Origin of the sequence: Pseudomonas sp. B19125, assembly GCF_044218855.1 — a bacterium.
Taxonomy (GTDB): Bacteria; Pseudomonadota; Gammaproteobacteria; order Pseudomonadales; family Pseudomonadaceae; genus Aquipseudomonas; species Aquipseudomonas edaphica.
Genome location: NZ_CP162589.1, coordinates 4,169,923 through 4,190,390 on the forward strand (window position 1 = coordinate 4,169,923; position 20,468 = coordinate 4,190,390).

22 protein-coding genes and 1 pseudogene are annotated in these 20,468 nt (G+C 59.0%); 9 read left to right on the forward strand and 14 right to left on the reverse strand.

The window, feature by feature from the left end; translation table 11 throughout:
- The first annotated feature begins 20 nt into the window (after positions 1 to 20).
- Both AB4P96_RS18770 and AB4P96_RS18775 read left to right on the forward strand, forming a co-directional pair.
- Positions 21 to 734 carry a murein L,D-transpeptidase catalytic domain family protein gene (locus AB4P96_RS18770; RefSeq protein WP_017136845.1) on the forward strand — a complete coding sequence of 238 codons (714 nt, stop codon included), beginning with the start codon at positions 21 to 23 and terminating at the stop codon, positions 732 to 734.
- A gap of 30 nt (positions 735 to 764) precedes the next feature.
- Positions 765 to 1,511 (forward strand): creatininase family protein, encoded by a 747-nt coding sequence (locus AB4P96_RS18775; protein ID WP_017136846.1) that lies wholly within the window; start codon positions 765 to 767, stop codon positions 1,509 to 1,511.
- Between the two features lie 53 nt (positions 1,512 to 1,564).
- On the opposite strand, the gene AB4P96_RS18780 is transcribed toward AB4P96_RS18775, so the two are convergent.
- The gene (locus AB4P96_RS18780) at positions 1,565 to 1,906 is read right to left on the reverse strand and encodes a hypothetical protein (protein ID WP_017136847.1); all 342 of its coding nucleotides are present in this window, start codon (positions 1,904 to 1,906) and stop codon (positions 1,565 to 1,567) included.
- A gap of 33 nt (positions 1,907 to 1,939) precedes the next feature.
- Entirely contained in the window at positions 1,940 to 2,584 is a 645-nt protein-coding gene (locus AB4P96_RS18785; protein WP_017136848.1) for a hypothetical protein, read from the reverse strand.
- A 143-nt stretch (positions 2,585 to 2,727) separates the two neighbouring features.
- On the opposite strand from AB4P96_RS18785, the gene AB4P96_RS18790 reads away from it, so the two are divergent.
- The gene (locus AB4P96_RS18790) at positions 2,728 to 2,973 is read left to right on the forward strand and encodes a hypothetical protein (RefSeq protein WP_017136849.1); all 246 of its coding nucleotides are present in this window, start codon (positions 2,728 to 2,730) and stop codon (positions 2,971 to 2,973) included.
- Between the two features lie 3 nt (positions 2,974 to 2,976).
- On the opposite strand, the gene yfcF is transcribed toward AB4P96_RS18790, so the two are convergent.
- The 3 genes from yfcF to AB4P96_RS18805 form a co-directional block, all read right to left on the reverse strand.
- A complete protein-coding gene (yfcF, locus tag AB4P96_RS18795; protein ID WP_138452699.1) occupies positions 2,977 to 3,609 on the reverse strand; it encodes a glutathione transferase in 633 nt (210 codons plus the stop codon).
- Positions 3,610 to 3,707: 98 nt separating this feature from the next.
- On the reverse strand, positions 3,708 to 4,583 hold the full coding sequence (locus AB4P96_RS18800; protein ID WP_256349286.1) for a hypothetical protein: 876 nt from the start codon (positions 4,581 to 4,583) through the stop codon (positions 3,708 to 3,710).
- Positions 4,584 to 4,644: 61 nt separating this feature from the next.
- Positions 4,645 to 5,535: a hypothetical protein gene (locus AB4P96_RS18805; RefSeq protein ID WP_395599925.1), complete on the reverse strand. Its 891-nt coding sequence runs from the start codon at positions 5,533 to 5,535 to the stop codon at positions 4,645 to 4,647.
- A 269-nt stretch (positions 5,536 to 5,804) separates the two neighbouring features.
- Here AB4P96_RS18805 and AB4P96_RS18810 point away from each other — a divergent pair, with 269 nt between their 5' ends.
- Positions 5,805 to 7,244 (forward strand): hypothetical protein, encoded by a 1,440-nt coding sequence (locus AB4P96_RS18810; protein WP_395599926.1) that lies wholly within the window; start codon positions 5,805 to 5,807, stop codon positions 7,242 to 7,244.
- A gap of 41 nt (positions 7,245 to 7,285) precedes the next feature.
- Here AB4P96_RS18810 and AB4P96_RS18815 read toward each other — a convergent pair whose 3' ends face one another.
- Both AB4P96_RS18815 and AB4P96_RS18820 read right to left on the reverse strand, forming a co-directional pair.
- Positions 7,286 to 7,828: a DUF924 family protein gene (locus tag AB4P96_RS18815; RefSeq protein WP_026013690.1), complete on the reverse strand. Its 543-nt coding sequence runs from the start codon at positions 7,826 to 7,828 to the stop codon at positions 7,286 to 7,288.
- Positions 7,829 to 8,154: 326 nt separating this feature from the next.
- Positions 8,155 to 8,760, reverse strand: coding sequence for a LysE family translocator (locus AB4P96_RS18820; protein WP_099547802.1), 606 nt, complete (start codon positions 8,758 to 8,760; stop codon positions 8,155 to 8,157).
- A gap of 265 nt (positions 8,761 to 9,025) precedes the next feature.
- Here AB4P96_RS18820 and AB4P96_RS18825 point away from each other — a divergent pair.
- A pseudogene (locus AB4P96_RS18825) lies at positions 9,026 to 9,400 on the forward strand (GNAT family N-acetyltransferase); the annotation flags it as partial.
- Between the two features lie 3 nt (positions 9,401 to 9,403).
- On the opposite strand, the gene AB4P96_RS18830 reads toward AB4P96_RS18825, so the two are convergent.
- The 7 genes from AB4P96_RS18830 to AB4P96_RS18860 all read right to left on the reverse strand — a co-directional run bounded on the left by AB4P96_RS18830 (position 9,404) and on the right by AB4P96_RS18860 (position 16,350).
- On the reverse strand, positions 9,404 to 10,723 hold the full coding sequence (locus tag AB4P96_RS18830; RefSeq protein WP_017136858.1) for an OprD family porin: 1,320 nt from the start codon (positions 10,721 to 10,723) through the stop codon (positions 9,404 to 9,406).
- 138 nt (positions 10,724 to 10,861) lie between these two features.
- Entirely contained in the window at positions 10,862 to 11,695 is an 834-nt protein-coding gene (locus tag AB4P96_RS18835) for a phosphodiesterase (RefSeq protein WP_099547799.1), read from the reverse strand.
- Between the two features lie 9 nt (positions 11,696 to 11,704).
- A complete protein-coding gene (locus AB4P96_RS18840; protein ID WP_395599927.1) occupies positions 11,705 to 12,736 on the reverse strand; it encodes an ABC transporter ATP-binding protein in 1,032 nt (343 codons plus the stop codon).
- Complete coding sequence (locus AB4P96_RS18845; protein WP_017136861.1) at positions 12,733 to 13,527, reverse strand: ABC transporter permease; 795 nt, start codon at positions 13,525 to 13,527, stop codon at positions 12,733 to 12,735. The genes AB4P96_RS18840 and AB4P96_RS18845 overlap by 4 nt, the downstream gene beginning before the upstream one ends.
- Positions 13,524 to 14,342, reverse strand: coding sequence for an iron ABC transporter permease (locus AB4P96_RS18850; protein ID WP_138454108.1), 819 nt, complete (start codon positions 14,340 to 14,342; stop codon positions 13,524 to 13,526). The genes AB4P96_RS18845 and AB4P96_RS18850 overlap by 4 nt, the downstream gene beginning before the upstream one ends.
- A complete protein-coding gene (locus AB4P96_RS18855) occupies positions 14,343 to 15,347 on the reverse strand; it encodes an ABC transporter substrate-binding protein (protein ID WP_395599928.1) in 1,005 nt (334 codons plus the stop codon).
- On the reverse strand, positions 15,331 to 16,350 hold the full coding sequence (locus AB4P96_RS18860; RefSeq protein ID WP_017136864.1) for a LacI family DNA-binding transcriptional regulator: 1,020 nt from the start codon (positions 16,348 to 16,350) through the stop codon (positions 15,331 to 15,333). The genes AB4P96_RS18855 and AB4P96_RS18860 overlap by 17 nt, the downstream gene beginning before the upstream one ends.
- Before the next feature lie 220 nt (positions 16,351 to 16,570).
- Here AB4P96_RS18860 and AB4P96_RS18865 point away from each other — a divergent pair, with 220 nt between their 5' ends.
- The 4 genes from AB4P96_RS18865 to AB4P96_RS18880 all read left to right on the forward strand — a co-directional run bounded on the left by AB4P96_RS18865 (position 16,571) and on the right by AB4P96_RS18880 (position 20,298).
- A complete protein-coding gene (locus AB4P96_RS18865) occupies positions 16,571 to 17,668 on the forward strand; it encodes a carboxynorspermidine decarboxylase (protein ID WP_176991912.1) in 1,098 nt (365 codons plus the stop codon).
- A 28-nt stretch (positions 17,669 to 17,696) separates the two neighbouring features.
- Positions 17,697 to 18,941 carry a saccharopine dehydrogenase family protein gene (locus AB4P96_RS18870; protein ID WP_017136866.1) on the forward strand — a complete coding sequence of 415 codons (1,245 nt, stop codon included), beginning with the start codon at positions 17,697 to 17,699 and terminating at the stop codon, positions 18,939 to 18,941.
- A gap of 327 nt (positions 18,942 to 19,268) precedes the next feature.
- On the forward strand, positions 19,269 to 19,511 hold the full coding sequence (locus tag AB4P96_RS18875; protein WP_395599929.1) for a hypothetical protein: 243 nt from the start codon (positions 19,269 to 19,271) through the stop codon (positions 19,509 to 19,511).
- Positions 19,512 to 19,962: 451 nt separating this feature from the next.
- Positions 19,963 to 20,298, forward strand: coding sequence for a DUF6124 family protein (locus tag AB4P96_RS18880; RefSeq protein ID WP_017136868.1), 336 nt, complete (start codon positions 19,963 to 19,965; stop codon positions 20,296 to 20,298).
- Positions 20,299 to 20,468: the final 170 nt, after the last annotated feature.

Here is a 20,468-nt window from a genome sequence, read left to right on the forward strand (position 1 = left end):
AGCGGGGGGATGTACTGTAGATGCTGACTTTAATATGCCGCGCCGGCTTGATCGCCATGACCCTGGCTACGCTGAGCAATGTTACGCTCGCCGCCACTGCCAACCCTCCTACTTTGTATAGCAGCCTGGCGCGCTCGGCTCCAGAACTCAATCCCACTGTACTGAAAAGCGCCCTGAGCGCGGTGCAATGCGCGGTCAATAACGGCGAGGAACGCTCGGATCGCCTGGCCGTCATTGACTACTCCCAGCCCTCTACCGCCCGTCGGCTGTGGATCTTCGACCTACGCAAGAGGTCCCTGGTACTGCGCGACCTGGTGGCCCATGGTGCCAAATCCGGGGAAAACTTTGCCACGCAATTCTCCAATCGGGAAGGCAGCCACCAATCCAGCCTGGGTTTGTTCCGCACCCAGGAGAGTTACTTGGGCACCCACGGCTACTCGTTGCGCATGGACGGCCTGGAGCCGGGCTTCAATGACCAGGCCCGCGACCGCGCACTGGTGATTCATGCGGCCGACTACGTCAACCCGGCGTGGAGCAAGCGCGAAGGCCGAATCGGCCGCAGCCAGGGTTGCCCGGCCGTGCGCCCGCAAGTAGCGCGCCAGGTGGTAGACAAACTCAAGGATGGGCAGTTCATGTTCTCCTGGTACCCGGACCAGCGCTGGCTGAAGTCCTCGACGTATCTCAACTGCAAACCCCAACAGGTGGCGAGTAGTCGTACAATCCGTGGTGGTTAGCCTGTCCCCACAGATAAAAGAGAGCGTCGCATGCTTCTACACACCTCCACCTGGATCGAAATCGGGCAGTTTCTGGAACGCAGCCGCACGGTGGTTATTCCCATTGGCTCCAACGAGCAGCATGGCCCCACCGGCCTATTGGGCACCGACTGGATGTGCCCGGAAATCATCGCCCACGAGGCGCAGAAAAACGCCGACATCCTGATCGGCCCGACCTTCAATATCGGTATGGCCCAGCACCACCTGGGTTTTCCCGGGACCATTTCCCTGCGCCCTTCCACCTTTATCGCTGCCATTGGCGATTGGGTGCGTTCATTGGCCGGGCATGGTTTCGAGAAAATCCTGTTCTTGAATGGTCACGGCGGCAATATCGCCACCATCGAGGCGGCCTTTTCCGAGCTGTACGCCGAAGCCAGCTACGCCCGCCGCCCGGCCGGGTTTGCACTCAAGCTGGTGAACTGGTGGGACCTGGAAGGCGTCAACGAACTGGCTCACCGCCAATTCCCGGTGGGCCACGGCAGCCACGCCACGCCGTCGGAGATTGCAGTGACGCAGTGGGCGTACCCAGAGTCGATCAAGTCGGCTGAGTATTCGCCACAAATCGCCAACACCGGGCCGATCCGCGAAGCGCTGGACTTTCGCGCACGCTTCCCCGACGGGCGCATGGGCTCTGATCCTGCGCTGGCGACGGTGGAAAAAGGCGGTGAGTTGGTGGCGTTGGCAGCCAAGGGGTTGGTCAACACGGTGCACACCTTCAGCAACGAAGCCAAACCCTAGGCCCACCATAAATCCAAATATGGGAGCTGGCTTGAACGGTGTGAAGGCTCGGATTATTTGCAATCCTGCGCCGCCAACTCAAGCCGCGATGGCTTGATCGCCGACGCCAGTGGCTTGCGCTCATACAGGAACACCTTGGTGCCGTCCTGGGACTTGTAGGCTTCCAGTACATCATCGGCGGCAATCTTGCTGGTCAACACCACTTTGGCATGACGCGAGTTCTGGGTCACCGTCGAGGTAATGCCGTGTTTTTCAAGCTTGGGCAACACGCACTGCACATAGCCTTCAGGGGTCTTATTGGTTTGCAGGGTCAAGCTCGGAGCGTTGGGAGCGGTGATACAACCGGTCAGCAACAAAGGAGCCGCAGCCAGGGCCGGAACGAAAAAAGCGCGCATATAAAATCCTGAGTATAAAAAGAAAAGTTCACATCAACTGGCGCTTACCAACGCCTTGAGCGACACATCGAACTGCTTCAACGCATCAAGCTGTACATCACGCTGCTGTTCAATCTGTGCGGCAATTTCCGGCACCGCCTTGTCATGCACCCACACAGACGGCACCTGTTTGTGCACCGAGCCTTCAGCCTTGGCGATGTATTGCAGGTTCGCGTCATAGAACCGTGCAACAAAGCGCGCCTCAACCTGATCGTTACGCTGGGTCAGCAGCTGGTTGTGGGTATCGAGCACCACCACCACATCCGGGTGCGCCTGCACCAATTCATCGAGGCTGCTATAGACCGTTACTGTAAGAAAAGTGCCCTGCAACGAACTCATTAACCAATCGATGGCCAGTTCCGGGTCGGAGCTGTTGACGAACGCTTCACGGATGCGCCCGTCGAGGGCATCCTTGGCGCCGTTCATGGCCATGGCGTGGTAGCGTTCAAGGTAGCTGAGGTTGTCGCGGGTGTTTTCGCTGTACAACACCCCCACCGATTGCGCATGCCGCAGGGAGTCTACGCTACCGACGAGAGGCAGCAAATGGCTTGTACGCAGATCATCGGCAATCGCCGGGTTGGCCAGCACCGTGGTGCCGAGCATCAGTATCATCAGGCCCAGCTGGATTATCGTCCTCATCGCGCATTTCCTTGAACAGCGTGTCGATGGCGTGATTGTCCGCTTTTGGCGCAAAAACAGAACGTGTGATCCTTGATGGTGACTATCATTTGAACCGATAGTGTCAGGCAGCCTAACTCCATAAAACCTATAAGGACCACGCCATGAAGCCCCACCAGAAAACCTTCGACCGCATCCGCGAAGCCGTATTGCCGGAGTTTCGCGAGCGGGTCGCCGATTACCTGGTTGAATATGAGAACGTGCTGCAGGACGACACCGCAGACGCCGACCTGCGTTACGCCAGCGCCCAGCAACTGCTCGGTTACCTGCGCGGCTTGAACACCACGCGGGTGTTGGGCATGGCCGATTGGGAAGACCTGGGCCGGCGTGTGGCCCAGGAATGGCTGTAACCCCTAGAGCGCCGGGCGGTGCAGGTTGACCCAGGCCTGCACGGAAGGCCGCTGCCATTGGTGTTGTGCATAGGCCACCAACTCGGCGGGCACGTTGTCACCGTTGAGGATCAAACGGTTGAGCATCACCGCCAGGTCCACATCGACTATCGACCACGCACCGAACAGGTACAGCGGGTTGCCTGCCAATAACGCCTGTGCCGCCTGAATCAACTTGTGCGCGGCCGCCTCACCCGCAGGCGACAACGGCGGCATCTTCTGCCCATAGAACACCACCAGCGTCGAACGTTCCTGGCGAATAGCCTGCAAGTCGCTGCGCAACCACGCCTGAACCTGCCGCGCCCTCGCCCGCTGTTTTAAGTCCGTCGGGTATACCGTGGTCTGGGGGAAAGCCTCATCCAGGTATTCGCTGATTGCAGAGGACTCCGACAAGGCGAAGTCGCCTTCCACCAACGTGGGCACACGCTGAGTCAGGGACAGTTGGACAAATTCCGCTGCCTGGTTTTGCGCCGTGTCCAGGTCAAGGGTGACGGTTTCGAAGGTCATGCCCTTTTCCAGCAGGGTGACGAATACCGACATGGCGTAGGGGCTGGTGTATTGGGCATCCACGTAAAGGCGCAACGATGGTGAAGGCATAAAAGCTCTCCTTGGGTGAGAGACCACGCTACGAGATCGGCGCCCAGAAAGACAATGCGCTGTTTTTATAGGGGCATTCCTGGTGGGAATGCATACTTTTATCCAGCGCTCGCCAATACTTGATCAAATGCATAGCCCATCATGTTATTCAAGAACTTCTCTTGCCCATTGTCTACCGTGGTGCCTGAAACCTCAGTGGTGGTAAGTTCAATATCACTGAATGCGATCACTCGGCCCATCGTGCCGCCTACCAACCAAAAAAGCACATAAGCACCCAATGTCGCCAACACCTTGCTCCCCGGCGGAAGTTGTGTTGCAGCCACTGAGAGTGTTGCGTTCCCCTTCATTGTCACGCCTAAAGAGTTGCCGAAATAGCTGCTTAAATTTTCCGTCGCGGAAGATAATCCGCTGTAAACCCCCGCGACAGTCGCGCCAACAAGAGTACCGGTATGCCCAAATCGCTGTAAAACATTCAACATGCCTACGGCGCTACCACAGTCGCAGGCTAACAGCAAGACGCCGCCCAGCGCTGCATACTCTTTCAGTCTATCGGCTTGTACCACGGTAAAATTACTGCCATGCAACCCGACAGACAGCACATCATATTTAGCCTTCAATTCAGCAGCCGTTATAGAGGGAGCAACAATATCTGCCGTGGCATCAATGGCGTCTACAGACTGGATTTTATTATAAGTCCCGTTGGGTCCGTAGTTTGCGGGTTCTTTAACCTGCGCCATCAAATTGGGGTAACTTGAATTACCAATGGCGACACCCGTAAAACCAAACTTTATAACCTGCAACTTTACTGGCTTGGTCACGGCCGCAGTCGCCGCCGAACAACAATGACGGTGCACATGAACATGCACGTGTATATGCACCTCTTCACCACTGAGGCAGTTCTTGTGATCTTCACGGCACGTCTCAGAAACTACGACACCACTGATTTCACGCGGGGACTGGCTTGAATCAGACATATTCAAAACTCCTATAAACTTAGCAAACTTACCGGAACGTTACTGCCGACCGCATATGCGCTTATTCCGCGCTCACCAGCACCTGATCAAAAACATAAGCCATCATATTATTTACAAATCTCTCTTGCCCGTTATCGATCGTAGCGCCATCGACATCAATCACCGCCAGGTCTATATCACTAAAGGCGACCACCCGGCCCTTTGTCCCACCCACTACCCAGAACAGCACATTAGTTCCGTAAGTGGCTATCACTCTACTGTCGACAGGGAGTTGCGCAGCCGTTATTGCCAACAGCCCACCGCCCTTAAGCGGAACCGCCTCAGAGTTGCCAAAATAGCTGCTAAAGCTTTCTGATACGGAGGACACTCCGCTATAAGTAAATGATGGAGTGACAACAAAGGAGCCGGTATGCCCAAATACCTGCAGAACATTTGTCATGCCTGCCGCAGTACTGTTATCACAGGTCAGCAGCAAGACACCGCCCAAATCGGCATAGGCTTTCAACTTGGCAGCTTGTGCCACGGTAAACGTACTCACATGCAGCCCTACCGACAGCACGTCATATTTAGCTTTGAGTTCGGCAGCGGTTACGGTGACCGATACAATATCGGCCATCGCATCAAACGTAATGACAGATTGAATTTTATTATACGTGCCCTCTGCACCATAGTTGGCTGGCAACTTGACCTGCGGCATCACTTTAGAATAATTCGGACTGCCAATTGCAATATTGGTAAAACCAAGCCTGATAACTGGCAATTTTTTTTCGGCCACCGGCACGGGTACGGGTACGGACACCGCCCCCGTCGAACAGCATTTATGGTGTACATGAACATGAATATGCACGTGCGCCACCTCCCCATGATCGAGGCAGGCCTTGTGATCTTCATGGCACTGCTCAGATACAACGGTGCAGCAGACTTCACGCGGGGCTTGGCTTGAATCGGACATGATCGACACTCCTGGGGCCTAAGAGCACCTACCTCAGTAACAGGTAGGTACCCGCCCTCACCTGGGCGGACTCACAGCACTACACGCCGAATCCAATACCCCGTCTACTGTCAGAATTAACAGGGCTGGCGTAAAAAGTGTCTGGCGCACCGAGTGCATTCCTGGCGGAATCAGTCGCATTGATGGCAATATCATAGCTCTTGGCTACGAAGCAAAACCGCACCGGTATTCGTCGCATTACCCCCATAGCTTTCAAGGAAGATAAGCTTATGAAACAAGCAGTTGTGGTTATCCACGGCATCGGCGAACAGCGCCCAATGGACACGCTACGCGGCTTCGTCGAAGCGATGATCCCTGCCGCCCCGCCCGATGGCACACCGTTTTACTGGAGCAAGCCAGACCGGCTTTCGCGCAATTTCGATCTGCGCGTACTGAAGTCGTCAGGTCGCACCTCCACGGACTTCTATGAATACTACTGGGCCCACAAGATGCAGGGCACCAGGGTCGGTCACCTGCTGGGCTGGCTATGGGATATTTTCAAACGCCCGCGCCGTGACATTCCCGAGGCCATCGTGCCGATCTGGCGCACCACGCGCTGGACGCTGATGGTGCTCCTGCTGCTGATTGCCAGTGGCACTCTAGCCACGGCCTGGGGCGGGTTCGAGCCCAGTGACAATCCGTTCGCACTGTTGCCACTGCTGCTTGGCGCCATCGGGCTAGGGTTGCGCTATTCAGCGCTGTCTTACCTCGGCGATGCGGCGCGCTACTTGAGTCCCAACCCGCAGAACGTGGTGATTCGCGAACAGATCCGCGCAGACGGGGTGGCGTTGCTGCGCGCCCTGCACAACCAGGGCGACTACGACCGTATCATCGTCGTCGGCCACAGCCTGGGCAGCGTGATTGCTTACGACATCGTCGGTTACCTGTGGCATGAACACCACGACCAATTGACCCAGGTGATCCCCAGCAACCGCGAGCTGGCCAGCCGTTATGCCGCCAATGCCACGTTGCAACCGGTGATTAATGAAGCATTGCCCAACGCCGGCGCCGCCCTCGATGGCAGCCTGGGCAGCACCTTGAGGTTCCGCGAGCAGCAGGCCCAGGCATTTATCGAGCAACGCGGCCTGGGCAATCCGTGGCGCATCAGCGACCTGGTCACCGTCGGCAGCCCGATGGCCCACGCCAGCCTGTTGTTGGGCCGCAGTGTGAGTGACTTCAAAAAACGCATTGAACGCCGCGAAGCGCCGGCCTGCCCACCGACCGAAGACACCAAGGGCTATGGCTATAACGCACGCAAGCCAGTGATGCTTGGGCAAAAACCGTTTACCCCGCAGTACCTGCACCATGCTGCGGCGTTTGCCGTGACGCGCTGGACCAACCTCTACTTTCCCGCGCCCTACGGCTTGTTTGGCGATATCGTCGGCGGCCCGGTCAAGCCGGTGATGGGTGCAGGCGTGCTGGATTTACCCGTCACCGTAGGCACCTGGAAAGGCTGGCTCGCCCGCTCCTGGCTCAGCCACACCCATTACTGGAGCGAGCGCGGCGGTGCCCAGGGTTACCTCGGCACGCTCACTCAGGATGACAGCGCAATCAGCCATGGCCAGCGCCCGTCGGCCACCGAAGCCTTGCGCTGGGCGGTCGACCTCAAGGGGTTGCGGCGCTTTCGTCCGGTGGGCGCCAAGGCAGCCTTGGCACCCACCGAGGTCTAGGAGGCCCATGATCGCTCCCACGCAATGGGAACGATCACGGCCTAGCCGGCGAAACCACCGGCCTTGAGAAACTCATGCTCGGGTTGGGTGGTTGCCCTTGCCAATACCGCGTTGCGATGGGGAAACCGCCCAAACCGTTCAATGATATCCGCGTGCTCCTTGGCCCAATGGTAGGTGCTGGCATCCAAATACTGGTTCAGCGCCAGCGAACGCTGCTGGTCCGCCGGGTCTTCGGAATGTTCAAACGGCAGATAACAGAAGGCGCGCAGTTCGGGCTCGATCTGTTGATCCAACCCGGCGTCCACCGCCCGCCGCGCATACAAACGCGCCAGCGGGTCGGTGGCAAACATATGTGCCGTGCCGCGAAACGCATTGCGCGGGTATTGATCCAGCAAAATCAGCAAGGCCAGCGCACCCTGCGCCGAATCCAGCCAGCTTTCCAACTCACGCCGGGCGGCTTGCATATGCGTGGCGTGAAAGGTCTCGCGAAAGGCTGCGTCAAACGCGTCGTCCTTGGCGAACCAGCGTTTTGGCCCTGCCTGCTTCCAGAACGCGATCACTGCCTCGGCGGATTGTTCGTTCATGCTCGTCATCGTCCTCTCCAACACTTAACACAAAAAAAACCGTACAGACTTCATCATCGACGTCGGCAATATCCATCAAGTTTCCCACATGGGCTGCGCAAGCTTGCGCGCGGTCGCACCATTGCACATAGGGTTTACCTGATGATCCACCGTCTTGCCCAGGTTTTCAGCGACTCCAATAGCCAAGTGCGCAACAAGCTGTCGGGTACAACATCAACGGGATCTTTGTCGCCAACTGCGCGATCTCGGTGATGCTGTACCGCTGGAAAAGCCTTGATGCCATTGAGCTCAAGCGCCCTGTGGCCTGAAACTGCGCGCCACCGGGTTCAAGGCGCAATAACGTGCAGGTAGAACGCGTGAAACATGAAATACGCACACCCGGCCAACGCCAGCCCCATGCAGCGGTTGAACCAGGTAAACGCCGCCGCCCCGTTGATCCGCCGCCCCAACAGTGCGCCCAACAATGCGTAAACCCACGGCGCTCCGACCGCCCCCAGCCCCAGTAAGGCCGACACGCCAAAGATCGAGGCCCCGGTGATATGCGCCGCCGGCAACATCACGCTGGTGATTGGCAACACCGCGACGATGCCCTTGGGGTTGAGCAACTGGATCACCAGGCCATTCCAGAAGGTCAAGGTTTTGGCAGGCGTGCTTGGGGCGTCATCCACTTCGGTACGTGCGGTGAACACCTGGTAGGCGAGGTACAGCGTGTACACACCGCCAATCAAAGAAATATACGGCAGCGCCGCCTGGGAGATGATCGCTTCGCCGGTGTAGCCAAACAGCACGAACATCAGCAGCATCGCGCACCCCACGCCGATGTAGAAACCGCTGGAGCGACGCAATTTGCCCGTAAGCCCGGCATTGAGGCCCATCAAATTGACCGGACCGGGGCTGTACATGACGCTGAACGCGTAAAGGAAAATGTCCATGGCGAACCTGCAGTAGAAGAAGTCGGGCGAGTCTACTGAGCGGGGTGGTGCGCAATCTTGAACGTTTGTGGTTGATTGGCGCACACGTGGCGAGGGAGCTTGCTCCCGCTGGGCTGCGCAGCAGTCCCGAAGCCACACTCTGTAGTGAGTCCCTGGGCGCCCGCTACACATTAAATCGGGGCCGCTGCGCGCCCCAGCGGGAGCAAGCTCCCTCGCCACAGGTAGAGTGTCAGCCGGCCAAACGATAGAATCATCCAATGCGGTCAGATTTTTGACCCGGCTTGTCAGCGAATGGGAAAACGGCACCCTGCGGTTTGACAAACCTGGTGAGTGCCTATTGGGCGTGTTTCGTCACGACCTGTTGATTGCGATCGGAGGTGTTTCACGTGATCCGTACTCCAATCCAGACACCGGCCGGTTACGCCGCGTATACGTTGCCCCCTCAATGCGCAGACACAACGTTGGCAAGGCGCTGGTGCAACGGTTATTGGAACACGCAGCGGCACATTTTCAACAGGTGCACCTGACCACCGATACACCAGAAGCCGCAGCGTTTTATCTGCGCTGCGGCTTTCATCAGATAACCAATGGCACAGCAACCCACGCGAAATCGCTTGTGCCGGGCGTCACCGGACCTTGAGCCTTACATCAACGGAATCGAGTAATTCACAAATACCCGGTTCTGGTCCTGGTCCCGCGCGACTTCGCTGCGCGACACGCCATTGCGCCAGCCGAACCCGACGTTCTTGAACGGGCCGCTTTGCACCACGTAGTCCAGGGAGATATCCCGTTCCCATTCGCTGGCGTTGTTGCCGCTGGCGGTGAGGATGTGGTCGCCCTTCAAGTACATCACCGACGCTTTCAGGCCGGGCACGCCGAGCGCGACGAAGTCGTAGGCGTATTGGGCGAAGGCCGTGCGTTCACCGGCCTGGATAAACGTTTGCACGGTACGATCGGTGTAGAGGTACAGGCTGGAGCCGCCCTCCCCTTTATTCACCAGCCCGCCCTGGTTGAGTTGGGCGAAGTTGCTGTCGTCCGAGACTTGCTGGTAACCGGCGGTAATGGCGTGCGGGCCGAGCGAATAGATGAACGCGGCGCTCCAGGTGTTGTTGTCGATCTCCCCCGTGCCGTTCTTGGTATAGCCGCTGAACTTATAGCCTTCTGCACGGCCGGCGGCGCTGCTGTTTTTGCCGTCGGAGGTGGTCTTGAAATAACGCAGATCGGTTTTCAGTGAGCCGTAGTCACCCAACGGCAACACATGGATCAGCCCGGCAAAGTGTTGTTGGTAATAGTCTTCAAGGTTGGCGTAGTAGTACTGCACCAGCAGGTCCTTGTTTACTTGATAGTCGGCACCGGCGTAGTTGAATTTATTGCTTTCCTGGGTGCCGCCTGCCGCTGCCAGGCCACTGCGGTCGCTGGACCCGCGGCCGGTGGTGTGTTGCAGTTGGCCGCCAATCAAGGTCAGGTTGTCGATGTCTTTACTGGTGATCTGCCCACCTTCGAAAGACTGTGGCAACAGACGGCCATCGTTGCTCACCAGAATCGGCAGGTTTGGGCGCAGGTAGCCGTAGCGCAGCTCGCTCTTGGCAAAACGCGCCTTGGCGGTCGCACCGCCACGGGCCCAGCTGTCGGCGGCTTTGCCGTCATCGTTGGGGATCATCGAGCTGCCGACATGGCGGCCGGCACCACTGTCGAGGGTCAGGCCGAGCATGCCTATAGCATCCAGGCCAAAGCCTACGGTGCCGTCGGTAAAGCCCGACTGGTAGTTGAGAATAAAGGCCTGGCCCCACTCTTCGGTCTTCGACGGCGCGGCGGTGCCGTCGCGGTTATCGTTGTTGAAATAGAAGTTACGCATGTTCAGGTTGGCTTTGCTGTCGTTCAGAAAGTCAGCCGAGGCCAAGGGGCTCAGGGCAATGCCCAAGCCGCCGGTCAATACGCTTAAAACATTCAAAGTGGCTTTCATCAAGGCGAACTCCGGCGCGGAATCCAAGTTCCGGGCGCAAAAAAGGGCAGCAGGATGCACGCGACCAAACTTGCGTGGGTCGCTGCGTTAACTAACGTTCAATTACCTGGTTGTAAGGAAGTGGACCTCCGTGAAACCTCAGTCAATCAATCCATGGGCGTCATAAAACGGATAGGGCCCCGGGTAGTCCCCGAACACACCGTTGTGGCTGATCAACCCGTGCTGTTCATCCCAGCGATGCAACAGGTAACCCGCCGGCTCCAGGTTGAAATGCGCGGGCGCGGCGTCTTGCAGGTCGAGCACGATCTGGTGGGAGGTGCCGGGGCAGACACAACTCAGGCTGCCGCCAAAACGCCGCTGCATCGGGCGGTGCAAATGGCCGCACAACAGACGCTCCACTTGTGGGTGACGGGAGACGACCTTTTCCAGCGCAGCCGCGTTGATAAAAGGTTCACGGTCCATATGACCGATGCCGCTGATAAACGGCGGGTGATGCAGGATCAGCAGGGTCGGTACATGCGGGCGCAGCGCCAATTGCGCGTCCAGCCACTGCAACTGGCTTTCCAGCAACTGCCCGCCATGGCCACCGGGGATGGTCGAATCGAGGCCGATCAAGCGCAACGGGTGCTCATCCACAACCCAGTCCAGCGGGCCATCCGCCGACGTCGGCAAATAGCGGTGATCGCCGAATGCATCCAGCAACGGCCCACGCGTGTCATGGTTGCCCGGCACCACATAGCAAGGCATGTGCAGGCGCGACAGCTCCGGGTGCAGCACGGCGTATTCATCGGCGCGACCAAAATCCACCAGGTCGCCGCTGACCACCACGATGTCGGGCCGTGGGTCACTGGCATTCAGATGGTCGACGGCACGGCGCAGTGCGCCCAGCGTGTCGACCACGCCATAGGTGAGGCGATTACCGGCTTTCAGGTGCAGGTCGCTGATCTGGGCAACAACAAACGGACGGTTCACAGTAAATTCTCAAGCATTGAGGGTAAATAACTTGTGTGGCGCAATCGCCAGGGCAATCGGTGCGCCGACGCTGTGCAATAGGTTGTCGCTGCTGTCCACCAGCAGCGGTTGGGCGCCACCGACATCCACCAGCAGGCGGCTTTGTGCACCCTGGAAGAATTGCGCCACAAGATGGCCGTGCACGTGCCCTTCGTCTTCCATCACCCGCAAGTGTTCGGGCCGGCAATAGACGGTGCTCGGCGAGTCAGCCCTGTGCCACGGCAACTCGCCGCCGCAGACTTTCAGGCCGCGGGCGGTGCGATCAAGCACCACAAAGGCATTGAGGTTGCCGACAAAGCCTGCGACGAACGCATTGGCCGGTTGCTGGTAGATCTCCCGCGGGCTGGCCAGTTGCGCAACACGGCCCCGCTCCATGACCAGGATGCGATCGCCCAGGGCCATGGCTTCGCCTTGGTCGTGGGTGACAAATACCGAGGTGATGCCCAACCCACGCAACAGCTCATCCAACTCACTGCGCAAACGCTCGCGTAATTGCGCATCCAGGGCTGCCAACGGCTCGTCCAGCAACAGCACTTTGGGGCGCGGCGCCAAGGCTCGCGCCAGGGCCACGCGTTGGCGCTGGCCCCCGGACAATTCGTGGATGCTGCGTTTGCCGTGGTGCTGCAAACCCACCAGTTCCAGCAGTTCTTCACAACGCTTGTTGCGCGCAACGGGCGACAGGCCGCGAATCTTCAAGCCATAGACGATGTTCCCGGCCACATCCAGGTTGGGAAACAGCGCGTAATTCTGGAACACCATGCCCACATCGCGGCGCTCGATCGGCAGGCGGGTGACGTCCTGGCCGCCGAAAAACACCTGCCCCACGTCCGGGCGTTCCAGCCCGGCGATCAGGCGCAGGGTGGTGGTTTTGCCACAGCCGGACGGGCCGAGAATCGCCAGGGTTTCACCGCCTTCGACGGTCAGGTTCAAGTCATGCACGGCCACGGTGCCGTCGGCGAACGCCTTGCGACAGCCCTTCAGGCGGATAGTGATAGCAGTCATCGACGCTCTCCACGGGACAAACGAGCACTGATGGCCTGCAACGCAATCAGCAGCGGCACGATCATCAGCAAAAAGATAAGGGTGTAGGCGCTGGCGATTTCCAGGCGCGCCGAGGCATAGCTGTCGGCCAGACCGACCGGCAAGGTTTTGGTCATCGGCGTGTGAAGCATCCACGTCAGGTTGAACTCACCCAGGCTCAGGGTGACCACCATCAGTACGCCCGCCAGAATCCCCGCCCGGCAGTTGGGTACCACCACACTGAAAAAACGCTTGATCGGCCCGGCCCCCAGGCTCGCGGCGGCCTCTTCCAGCACTGGCAGGTGCTGGCGTTGCATCACCGCCATCACCGGGCGTACCAGAAACGGCAGCGTGAACAGTACGTGACCGACAAGAATGAACAGCCAACTGCTGCGAAAGGTGCCGAACTGGCCGTAGGTCAGCAGTAACGCCAACGCACTGGCGAGCCCCGGCATCGCTACCGGCAGAACCATCAGTTCCTCGAACGCACGGCTGAAGCGGTTGTTCATGCGCACTAACGCATACGCTGCGGGCACACCCAACACACAGACGCACACCGCGCAGGCCAGCGCCAATTGCAGCGACAGCCACACCGTCGGCGAGTAGGCCTGCCACACCTGGATCAGCCAATCGAAGGTCAAGCCGCTGGACAGGCCGACAAAGAAATTGCGCGTCAACCCGGCCAACAACGACATCAACACCGGCACCAGCATGAAAGCGCACACCAGCAGGGTGAACAGCAGTTGAATCACAAACAGCGATGAGCGCTTCACAGGACAGTCCCCGCGTTTTTAACCAGGCGTCGTGTCAGCAACAGCACCGCCCAGGTTACCGCGCCGAGCACCACCGACAGCGCGGCTGCCACGGCAAAGTTGGCGTAATTGGTGAACACGTTGTAGATCGCCACCGGTGTGACATTCAGGCGTGTACCCAGGGTGAAGGCCGTGCCGAAAGCGCCCATGGAGGTGGCAAAGCAGATGGCCCCGCAAGAAGCCAGCGCCGGCGCCAAGCCCGGCACGATCACGTCACACACCACGCGCCAATGCCCCGCGCCCAACGAATGCGCGGCCTCCTCGAGGCTGCGATCGAGGCTTTCGCACGCAGCCATCACCGTGAGAATCACCCGTGGGATCGAAAAGTACAGGTAGCCGACAAACAACCCCGCCAACGAATAGGCAAAGATCCAGCGCTCACCGGCCAAGTGCATCCCCAGCGCCGCAAACAAGCCTTGACGCCCCGCCAACAGAATCACCAGGAAGCCCACCACCACGCCAGGAAATGCCAAGGGAAACGTGAGCAGCGCCACCAACGCCGAACGCCCGAAAAACTGCTGGCGTGCCAGAAACACACCGCTGATGCCACCGATCAACAGCGCGACCAGCGTCACCACCATCGCAAGCATCAGGGTTTGCCCAAGGCTGCCCAGGTATTGCGCGCTGCTCAGCACCTGCCAATAGCCGCTGCCGTTGCTGTCACGGCTGTCGGCGCCCAACACCACCAGGTGCGCCAACGGCAACAGCCAAAAGGCGAGCAGCACCGCAAAAGCCGGGGCCAGCGCCCAGGCCGCGTGTCGGGTCGAAGTTGCCACTTACTTGACCTCGTTGAGGTAGCGGGCGGCGAAGGCTTCCTGCACCGCGGCCATTTTCTGGTAGTCCACGACACCTGCGCGGGCGTAATCGCTGTCGGGCAAGAACTGTGCGGCGACCTCGGCCGGCATTTTCACCGGGCGCACCGGGCGCAGGTACGCCTTGGCCCACAGCGCCTGGCCCTGGTCCGAGAGCACGAAGTCGAGCACCTTCTCGGCGTTGGCGCGATGCGGCGCATTGGCCACTTGGCTCATCACATACGGCACGCTGATGCTGCCCTCTTGCGGAATCACAAAGGCAACATTGGCGTTGTCCTTGTAGCGGGCACGGTAGGCGTTGAAGTCGTAATCCACCAGGATCGGCAATTCACCGGACAGCACCCGTGCATAGGCGGTTTGCTTGGGCACGATGGGCGCGTTTTTCGCCAGTTTCTGGAAATAGTCGATGGCCGGGGCGAAGTTATCCAGGTCGCCGCCCAAGGCACGGTTGATGGCCACGGCAGACACGTAGCCGACGAATGCGCTGGAGGGGTCGAGGTAGCCGACTATGCCTTTGTATTGCGGCTTGAGCAGATCGGCCCAGCTCTGCGGCACCGGCAAACCGCCGAGCGCGTCGACGTTGACCATGATGCCCAGGGTGCCCGAATGGATGGCGAACCATCGGCCCTCGGGGTCTTTCAAGCCTGCGGGAATCTGCTCCCAGCCCTGGGGTTTGTAACCCTCCACCACCCCGGCTTTTTGCGCTTGTAAACCGAACGTCACGCCGTAGTACACGACGTCAGCGACCGGGGCGGCCTTTTCCGCCACCAGTTGCGCCAGCGACTGGCCGGAGTTCTTGTTGTCCAGCGGCACCTGTACGCCAGTGCTGGCGGCGATGGCCTTGAGCTGCGTGCCCCAGTCGGCCCAGTCCGGCGGGCAGTTGTAGCAAATCGCGGTTTCGGCGGCCTGGGCCAGGCTGGCCACACCGCACAGCAACACAGCGGCCAGGGTTTTACTGAATGCGCGCATCGAGGGGCTCCTCATGGGGTTGAGTGCTTTCGCCCGGCCGGATATGGCAAGGCAAGCAATGGGAAATCGGGGCGTTACCGGCGATTTGCGCCAGCAGTTGGTCAATCACCGTGCTGGCCAGCAGTGCAATGGGCTGCACCACGCTGCACAGGGTCGGGTGCATCTGGGTGCCAAGGGAGATACCGTCAAAGCCCATCACCGACAGTTGCTCGGGCACATTCCAGGCATTGCGGCGCAGTTCGGCGATCAGGCTGATGGCCAGGAAATCGTTAGAGCACACCAACGCCGTGGGCGCGTCCGGGCCTTGCAGATACGGCTGGATCGCGGCAAATTCGGCCTGGGTGTGCGCCGGCATTTCGATCACGGCGCGCGGTTGAAGGCCATACGCTTTCATCGCATCGCAATACCCGGCGTAGCGCAGTCGCGCACGGTCCGATTGCAAGGCAGGCCCGGCGACCATGCTGATGCGTCGGTGCCCGGCCTCAAGCAAATACCGCGTGGCCAGCGCCATGCCCGCGCGGTTATCAACCGACACCGCGCTGTAGCCGGGGTTGCTCGGCTGGTGGTAAGCCAGCACAAACGGGGTTTGCTCCATAGCCAGGCTGTTCAGCACGCTGCTGCTCTCGGCGTCGGTGACGGTCAGCACCAAGCCATCCACACGCTGGCGCAGCAGCTCTTCGACCACCACGCTTTCGCGCTCGCAGCTGTAATCGGTGGTCGCCAGCAACAAGCTGTAGCCACGCAGCCGCGCTGCGCGCTCCATGGCCTGGAACTGTTCGGCAAACACCGGGTTGAGCAGGTTGGGCACCACCACACCGATCAGATGGGTGGTTTGCAGGCGCAACTGGCGGCCGAGCAGGTTGGGCCGAAAACCCAGCTCACGGGCAGCAGCGAACACCTGCTCACGGGTGGCCTCGCGCACCTGCTCCGGGGAGGCGAAGGTGCGGGCGGCAGTGGCGCGGGATACACCGGCCAACTGCGCAACGTCTTTCAAATCAGTCATTGTCACTCGCTTGAGATCGATCTCATTGGCGAGGACAGTAACGGGGGAATGTGGCAGGACGGTGCCAGGGAGATGACGGTTTAATGGCAGCCAGGGTTCACGAGAATGTCTTTATTGCGACGTAGGGTTCAGCAAATCCGCCCGCTAACCTTTCGATCTGATCCAAGTGCGGGCACAATGCGTGTCCTTTTTTGGCAGGCACCGCCGCAGGCTCTCAAAAATGATCAAAACGCCGTACTACCTCATCGATAAACAGAAGCTTCTGGTCAACATGCAGAAGATTGCTTACGTGCGCGAGCAGTCCGGCGCCAAGGCTTTGCTGGCGCTCAAGTGCTTTGCTACCTGGTCGGTGTTTGACCTGATGCAGCAATACATGGACGGCACCACCTCGTCGTCGCTGTATGAATTGAAGCTCGGTCGCCAGAAGTTCGAAGGTGAAGCGCACGCCTACAGCGTGGCCTGGGCCGATGACGAAATCGAAGAGATGCTGGAGAACTGCGACAAGATCATCTTCAACTCCATCAGCCAACTGCAACGTTTTGCCGAACGCAGCGAAGGCAAGACCCGCGGCCTGCGCGTCAACCCGCAGGTGAGCAGCTCCGACTATTTGCTCGCCGACCCGGCGCGCCCGTTCAGCCGCCTGGGCGAATGGGACCCGGTGAAGATCGAAGGCGTGATTGATCAAATCTCGGGCTTCATGTTTCACAACAACTGTGAGAACGGCGACTTCAGCCTGTTCGACAAAATGCTCGGCACCATCGAAGAACGCTTCGGCGCGCTGCTGCACAAGGTCGAGTGGGTCAGCCTTGGCGGCGGCATCCACTTCACCGGTGAAGACTATGCCGTGGACGCGTTCTGCGCGCGCTTGAAAGCATTCTCCGAGCAGTACGGCGTGCAGGTGTATCTGGAACCGGGTGAAGCAGCGATCACCAACAGCGCCTCGCTGGAAGTCACCGTGCTCGACACCCTCTACAACGGCAAGAACCTCGCCGTGGTCGACAGCTCCATCGAAGCTCACCTGCTGGACTTGCTGATCTACCGCCTCAACGCCAAATTAGCGTCGAGCGACGGCGAACACACCGTGATGGTGTGCGGCAAATCCTGCCTGGCCGGGGACATCTTCGGCGAGTATCAATTTGATCGTCCGCTGGCCATCGGCGATCGGCTGTCGTTCATCGACACCGCAGGCTACACCATGGTCAAGAAAAACTGGTTCAACGGCCTGAAAATGCCGTCCATCGTAGTGAAACAACTCGACGGTACAGTCGAGGTGGTTCGTGAATTTGGTTACGACGACTACCTGTCCAGCCTTTCGTAAGCTGGCGGATAAAGGAGAGATAAAGCAATTGAAAAAGAACGTTCTTATCATTGGTGCAGGAGGTGTCGCCAAGGTGGTGGCCCACAAGTGCGCGCAGCACAACGACGAACTCGGTCGTATTGCTATCGCGTCGCGCAACATCTCCAAATGCCAGGCCATCATCGACAGCGTCAAGGCCAAGGGTAGCCTCAAGGTGCCCGCCGACATCCAGGCCTTTGCGCTGAACGCTTTGGACGTGGAAGCGACCAAGGCCCTGATCCGCGAGACCGAGTCGCAGATCGTTATCAACGTGGGTTCCGCGTTCCTCAACATGTCGGTACTGCGTGCCTGCATCGACACGGGCGTTGCGTACCTGGACACCGCCATTCACGAAGAGCCGGGCAAGGTCTGCGAGACCCCGCCGTGGTACGGCAACTATGAATGGAACCACCTGGAAGAGTGCAAACAGAAGAACATCACCGCCATCCTTGGCGTGGGCTTCGACCCGGGTGTCGTCAACGCGTATGCCGCGCTGGCGCAGCAACAGCATTTCGACCGCATTGATTCAATCGATATTCTCGACGTCAATGCCGGCAGCCATGGCAAATACTTCGCCACCAACTTCGACCCGGAAATCAACTTCCGCGAGTTCACCGGGCAGGTGTGGAGCTGGCAGAACAGCCAGTGGACCAGCAACACCATGTTCGAAGTCAAACGCACCGACGACCTGCCGGTCGTCGGTTCGCAGAACCTCTACCTTACCGGCCACGATGAAGTGCACTCGCTCTCGAAAAACCTCGACGTGCCCAACGTGCGGTTCTGGATGAGCTTCGGCGAACACTACATCAACGTGTTCACCGTATTGAAAAACCTCGGCCTGCTCTCCGAAAAACCGGTCACCACCGCCGAAGGCCTGGAAGTCGTACCGCTTAAACTGGTCAAGGCCGTGCTGCCCGACCCGTCTTCGCTCGCCCCCGGCTACACCGGCAAAACCTGCATCGGTGACCTGGTCAAAGGCACCAAAGGCGGCCAGCCACGTGAGATGTTCATCTACAACGTGGCGTGCCATGAAGAAGCCTTTGCCGAGACCGACAGCCAAGGCATCTCCTACACCGCAGGCGTGCCTCCGGTAGCCGCTGCGCTGCTGGTAGCGCGTGGCGAGTGGGATGTGAAACACATGGCCAACGTTGAGGAACTGCCGGCTGAGCCGTTCCTGAAGGCGCTGGACGTGATGGGCTTGCCGACTCGGATTAAAGACGAGCACGGTGATCGGGCTTGGGATGCGATTGCTTGATTAGGTGATTGCTGACCGAACAAAAAAATGCGCCCTCTGGGGCGCATTTTTTGTTTGGAACAAACGCAAATCTCCACCCCAATGAAGATCAACCTGTGGGAGCTGGCTTGCCTGCGATAACGATCTTCCAGTACCGCATGGGTTGGCTGACACACTGCTATCGCAGGCAAGCCAGCTCCCACATTGAATCTCCGGTGAATGCCAAAACAGTTCAAAAAACTGTCAATTCTCACAGGTTACGCCTCCCACAAACTGCGCTAGCTTAGCCAGTCGAGAGCGCAATCATCGATTGGCTCACCCATTCATCATGAGCGAAAGGACTCGTCTATGAACCGGCCAAAACCCGCAACCCGCAACACTTCGCCGATCAAGCCACGGGCACGAAACCGTTTAGGCATCACCGCCCACCTGCCCCGCTGGGTGTTCGCGCTGCTCATTGCACTCTGCACCCTTGGCGCACTGCAAGACCGCGCCCGCCGCGTACGGCCGGTGTACGCCGTACTGCTGTGTGTCGGCGTGCTCATGCTGTTATGGGCGGGCTGGATACGCTGGTTTGCGCCTGGTTCATAGCTCGCAGGTATGACACTCGCCATCAACGAGCGATGAAGATCAACCTGTGGGAGCTGGCTTGCCTGCGATAGCGGCCTTTCAGTGCCGGATGGGTTGACTGACACACTGCTATCGCAGGCAAGCCAGCTCCCACAGGAGATCGCGTGCGTTCAGATAATTCCCACAGTGGTTTCAGGTTGTCGGTCGGAAGTGGGCTGACTAATCTCTGTGCCGTCGCTGCCAATTCAGCGGCCGGATTTGACCGTCCGATTAATTAAAGTACAGCTTGGCTCTAACCTATTTCAGGTGTTTTTTTCACGCCTGAGGTATCGTGTTGCGGTGGCTGTATGCGGGATACCTTCGGGTATGCCGGATTTCCTTTGATTGCCGGTCGGTCAACCCGTGTACAGCTGCCACCCTCTTCGCTTGACCGCGAACGTTGGCAGCTCCACTTAATCTTAGGACCTTCACCATGATCAAAGACAGCCCAAATCCCCCAGGCCAGCCAGACTACGACACCAGCACCCTGCACGAAGTGGCCTACCGTGCGATCGCCCACTACCTCAACCCCGGCAAACCCATTCCCGAACCCAGTGAAGGCATCTTCACCGTGCGAGCCGACCTGGGCACCGAAACCCTGCTGGTCAACGCTTCCCAGGACTTGGCGTCCATCAGCGATATCGCCAACCACCTGGCGTTTGAAATCGACGGCTCCCAACGCAATGTCGCGCTGGGCATCTGCCGCATGCTCGAAGGTGTGCAACTGCTGGTGGACAAAGCTCTGAACGTAGCGCACCCAGCCGCCTGAAGATCGTTTCCACGCGTTGTGAACGATCAACCTCAAAACCGATGAAGATCAATAGGTGGGAGCTGGCTTGCCTGCGATGACGGCCTTTCAGTACCGCATGGGTTGACTGACACACTGCTATCGCAGCATAGGTATCTACACAACTTTTAAAAGCAGCCTATTTCTCCTGT

Coding starts and splice junctions, on each gene's coding strand:
- AB4P96_RS18770 (WP_017136845.1), top strand. CDS start 21: ATGCTGACTTTAATATGCCGCGCCGGCTTGATCGCCATGACCCTGGCT.
- AB4P96_RS18775 (WP_017136846.1), top strand. CDS start 765: ATGCTTCTACACACCTCCACCTGGATCGAAATCGGGCAGTTTCTGGAA.
- AB4P96_RS18780 (WP_017136847.1), bottom strand. CDS start 1,906: ATGCGCGCTTTTTTCGTTCCGGCCCTGGCTGCGGCTCCTTTGTTGCTG.
- AB4P96_RS18785 (WP_017136848.1), bottom strand. CDS start 2,584: ATGAGGACGATAATCCAGCTGGGCCTGATGATACTGATGCTCGGCACC.
- AB4P96_RS18790 (WP_017136849.1), top strand. CDS start 2,728: ATGAAGCCCCACCAGAAAACCTTCGACCGCATCCGCGAAGCCGTATTG.
- yfcF (WP_138452699.1), bottom strand. CDS start 3,609: ATGCCTTCACCATCGTTGCGCCTTTACGTGGATGCCCAATACACCAGC.
- AB4P96_RS18800 (WP_256349286.1), bottom strand. CDS start 4,583: ATGTCTGATTCAAGCCAGTCCCCGCGTGAAATCAGTGGTGTCGTAGTT.
- AB4P96_RS18805 (WP_395599925.1), bottom strand. CDS start 5,535: ATGTCCGATTCAAGCCAAGCCCCGCGTGAAGTCTGCTGCACCGTTGTA.
- AB4P96_RS18810 (WP_395599926.1), top strand. CDS start 5,805: ATGAAACAAGCAGTTGTGGTTATCCACGGCATCGGCGAACAGCGCCCA.
- AB4P96_RS18815 (WP_026013690.1), bottom strand. CDS start 7,828: ATGAACGAACAATCCGCCGAGGCAGTGATCGCGTTCTGGAAGCAGGCA.
- AB4P96_RS18820 (WP_099547802.1), bottom strand. CDS start 8,760: ATGGACATTTTCCTTTACGCGTTCAGCGTCATGTACAGCCCCGGTCCG.
- AB4P96_RS18830 (WP_017136858.1), bottom strand. CDS start 10,723: ATGAAAGCCACTTTGAATGTTTTAAGCGTATTGACCGGCGGCTTGGGC.
- AB4P96_RS18840 (WP_395599927.1), bottom strand. CDS start 12,736: ATGACTGCTATCACTATCCGCCTGAAGGGCTGTCGCAAGGCGTTCGCC.
- AB4P96_RS18855 (WP_395599928.1), bottom strand. CDS start 15,347: ATGCGCGCATTCAGTAAAACCCTGGCCGCTGTGTTGCTGTGCGGTGTG.
- AB4P96_RS18860 (WP_017136864.1), bottom strand. CDS start 16,350: ATGACTGATTTGAAAGACGTTGCGCAGTTGGCCGGTGTATCCCGCGCC.
- AB4P96_RS18865 (WP_176991912.1), top strand. CDS start 16,571: ATGATCAAAACGCCGTACTACCTCATCGATAAACAGAAGCTTCTGGTC.
- AB4P96_RS18875 (WP_395599929.1), top strand. CDS start 19,269: ATGAACCGGCCAAAACCCGCAACCCGCAACACTTCGCCGATCAAGCCA.
- AB4P96_RS18880 (WP_017136868.1), top strand. CDS start 19,963: ATGATCAAAGACAGCCCAAATCCCCCAGGCCAGCCAGACTACGACACC.